Below are 2,596 nucleotides of genomic sequence, written 5' to 3' on the forward strand. Positions count from 1 at the left end.
CGCCCCGCGGCCTCGCCGTCGCGGGCGGAGAGTGCGGCCAGTATCAGCGCGTGCTCGGACACCGCCTTGGTCTGGTCGGAGCTCCACGCCGTGGAGTAGGTCGCGAGGATGACCCGGGCCTGCACCCGTTCCAGGTGCTCGACGAGGCACTCGTTGCCACAGTGGGTTTGGACCTGCTGGTGGAACTGGAAGTCGGCCTTTCGCGCGACGCGCGTATCACCCCGCTTCACCGCCGCATCGAACTCGGCATGAATGCTGCTGAGCACGTCGATGTCGCTGTCCGCCAGCTGTGGTGCGGCCAGTCGTGCCGCCAGCCCCTCGAGCGGTGCGCGGACGGCGAGCGCGTCGAGCAGGTCACCCCGGCCAGCGGTGGGCACAAACGCGCCGCCAGGGGTGAGGGTCATCAGACCGTCGGTGGCGAGACGCTCGACCGCCGCCCGCACCGGACTCCGGCTCATGCCCATCTCCGCCGCGAGCGACACCACGCTCACCCGCCGCCCCGGCGCGAAACCGCCTTCCAGGATCCCGTCGCGCAGTTCCTGGTACGCCAACTCGGTCAGCGATTTCGGCCGGGGAACCCGGTCGACCACGTTCACCTCTCCCGACACCTGCACTGAGTCTTGCATGTAGCATACAGTGCGCTTCCGCGATTCAGGGCAAGATTCCCGCGCTGGTGAACCCGCCGTCTACGACGAAGACACTACCCGTGACGTACCCGGCCTCGTCGGAGCACAGGTAGGCGACCGCGTTCGCCACCTCCTCCGGTCTGCCGTACCGCTTCATCGGCACGGCATCTTCCCACGCCCGGCGCACGTCCGAGTCGTGCTGCGTCGCCGCGAGCGGAGTCTCGATCGGGCCCGGCGCGACGACGTTGACCCGGATCCCGTATTCGGCCAGCTCGACTGCCATGACCGAGGTCATGGTCACGATGCCGCCCTTGGCCGCACCGTAGGCGGTGCGGCCCGCATTGCCCCGCAGGCCGGACACGCTGCCGATGTTGACGATCACGCCGCCACCTGCCGCGGCCATCGCGCGAGCGCACGCACGCCCCGCGAGGAACGTGCCTCGCAGGTTGGTGCGAACCACGAGGTCGAACAGCTCGGCCGAGGTCTCGAGAAACGGCGCGACCCGCCCGATCCCCGCCGAGTGCACGAGGCAGTCGAGCCGGCCGTACGTACGCACCACGGCAGCCACGAGCGCATCCACCTGGGCCTCGTCCGTGACATCGACGTGCACGGGGTGGAGGCCGGGCCCGGGTGCAGGCTCGGTCGCTTCGGCCGAGAGATCCGCGGCCACGACGGTCGTACCGTCCGCGACCAGCCGCTCGGCCACAGCGGCACCGATGCCCGACACCCCTCCGGTGACGATCGCGACTTTCTCGCCGCTCATTGCGGTTGTCCCACGACGGGCGGCCGATGCGGGTTCAGCTTGCCTTCGCTGATCGCCTTCTGTTGGTGCGCCGTCTCGCGGTCGATCGCGCGCCGGTCGCCACGAATTCGTGCCTCGAGCATTCGGGCCGCCGTCGGCATCAGCACGCAACTGCCGGGTGTGCCGTGGCTGTGCGCCGACGGGGCCCCCTGAGCGGGGACCGCCGGCGCGGACCCGAGCAGCGTGCCGCCGAACCTCCGCCGTGCGCGGCCGCCGCACGCAATGCAGGTCGTGGCCGTGGGAATCTCGTGAGCCGCCCAGTTTTCTTGGCGGCTCGCGCACTCGGTACAGGCGTACTCGACGAGGATCATCGCCTACACCTCACGAGTAGTATTCGGGTGCATGCGCGAACTCCGGCCACTGATCCGGGTCGTGCGGCACCCAGATATCCGCCTGCCAGGCCTCGGCCAGCCGCTTGATCTTGCGGATCGACCAGATCGCCTGCTCGGTGTTCGCGTCCGGCGAGGCGGGCAGTTCGGCCTCGATCGCGTGAGTGCTGTGCACGGTGTCGCCGGCGATGATGAACGAGCGATCACTCAATTGAACGAACAGGCTGGCGTTGCCCGGAGTGTGGCCGGGACAGGCCAGTATCCGGATGCTGCCGTCGCCGAACAGGTCGAAGTCGCCGTCGACCTCGTGCCAGCCGATCGCGCGGATGGGCTCGAAGTCGGCCTGCCGGAAGAACGCCGCGGCGGCCGGGTAGGGCCAGTAGCCGTACCCGAGTTCACCGCGCTGGATGAAGAACTTCGCTTGCGGGAACAGCGAAAGCCCGCCGGTGTGGTCGAGGTGCGTGTGCGACAGGATGACATGCGTGATGTCCTCGGGCCGGAACCCGATCGTGGCCAGCTGGCGATCGATGCGCTGGTCCGGCGTCATCTCGATGCCGGCCTCCTCGACCAGTTCGCCGTAGATCAAGTGCGGGTCGTCCGCGGCTTCGGGAACGAGGCCGGTGTCGAAGAGCACAAGCCCACGTTCGTGCTCGATGAGGAACGTCGGCAGCGGGACGGTGAGCCTCCCGGTGCCGCCGACGATCAGTAGGCTGTTCTCCAGGGTCATCCTGGCCCCGTCTAGTGCCCACAGCCGCTTCGCGTGCGTTGTTGCCTGCATGGACATCCTCCTTGATGCCATTCGGTTTCGTCGGATTTCAGGCGACCGTGCTCCCACCGTC

At 68.6% G+C, this 2,596-nt stretch carries 4 protein-coding genes; all 4 read right to left on the bottom strand.

Annotation, left to right across the window (positions count from 1 at the left end; all coding sequences use genetic code 11):
* Nucleotides 1–596, bottom strand: a 596-nt coding sequence (locus tag ABFX51_RS39335) for a GntR family transcriptional regulator (protein ID WP_346056987.1), incomplete at its 3' end; no start/stop codon positions are given.
* A gap of 55 nt (nucleotides 597–651) precedes the next feature.
* Nucleotides 652–1,389, bottom strand: a complete 738-nt coding sequence (locus tag ABFX51_RS39340; protein ID WP_346056989.1) for an SDR family NAD(P)-dependent oxidoreductase — start codon at nucleotides 1,387–1,389, stop codon at nucleotides 652–654.
* Nucleotides 1,386–1,739: a hypothetical protein gene (locus tag ABFX51_RS39345; protein ID WP_150070965.1), complete on the bottom strand. Its 354-nt coding sequence runs from the start codon at nucleotides 1,737–1,739 to the stop codon at nucleotides 1,386–1,388. Before ABFX51_RS39345 ends, ABFX51_RS39340 begins: the two co-directional genes overlap by 4 nt.
* Nucleotides 1,740–1,749: 10 nt before the next feature.
* The coding region (locus tag ABFX51_RS39350) for an N-acyl homoserine lactonase family protein (protein WP_346056990.1) at nucleotides 1,750–2,596 on the bottom strand (847 nt) is incomplete at its 5' end.

Origin of the sequence: Amycolatopsis dongchuanensis (assembly GCF_039542405.1) — a bacterium.
Taxonomy (GTDB): Bacteria; Actinomycetota; Actinomycetes; order Mycobacteriales; family Pseudonocardiaceae; genus Amycolatopsis_E; species Amycolatopsis_E sacchari.

Bases quoted from the DNA above. Each gene is read 5' to 3' on its own strand.
- ABFX51_RS39340 (WP_346056989.1), bottom strand. From the start codon at position 1,389: ATGAGCGGCGAGAAAGTCGCGATCGTCACCGGAGGGGTGTCGGGCATC.
- ABFX51_RS39345 (WP_150070965.1), bottom strand. From the start codon at position 1,739: ATGATCCTCGTCGAGTACGCCTGTACCGAGTGCGCGAGCCGCCAAGAA.